Below are 388 nucleotides of genomic sequence, written 5' to 3' on the forward strand. Positions count from 1 at the left end.
TGTTCTTAAATATGAATCTATCTTTGCTGAAAGAACTGATCTTTATGCTAAAATCAAAGAACTTGAGGAAGAATTTTTGAAAAGAGGTCAAACTGCTCAAACTCTTCATCTGAACAAACCAAAAGAGTTTAAATTTTACAATCCAAAAGAAGGTTTAGGAGTTGAAAATCCATATTATTTAAAAAAGGCCATTTCTCAAGCTCCTACCATGTATGATGCTAGATACATGGGTTATGGATATCAAATGATTTCTACAAAGGCATCTGACGAAGTTGAAGCAAGAGAAGATTTCAATCGTTCAAGAACTGATAAAATGCAACTTTCTTTTGATTATAATCAACTAAATAACAGTTATGGAACGAGGGAAATTACTCTTTCAGATGATTAT

1 protein-coding gene is annotated in these 388 nt (G+C 31.2%); it reads left to right on the plus strand.

Annotation, left to right across the window (positions count from 1 at the left end; all coding sequences use genetic code 11):
• Window positions 1-388: hypothetical protein (locus DF185_RS23725; RefSeq protein WP_165836122.1), on the plus strand; the 388-nt coding region annotated here is incomplete at both ends.

Origin of the sequence: Marinifilum breve, from assembly GCF_003202155.1 — a bacterium.
Lineage (GTDB): Bacteria > Bacteroidota > Bacteroidia > Bacteroidales > Marinifilaceae > Marinifilum > Marinifilum breve.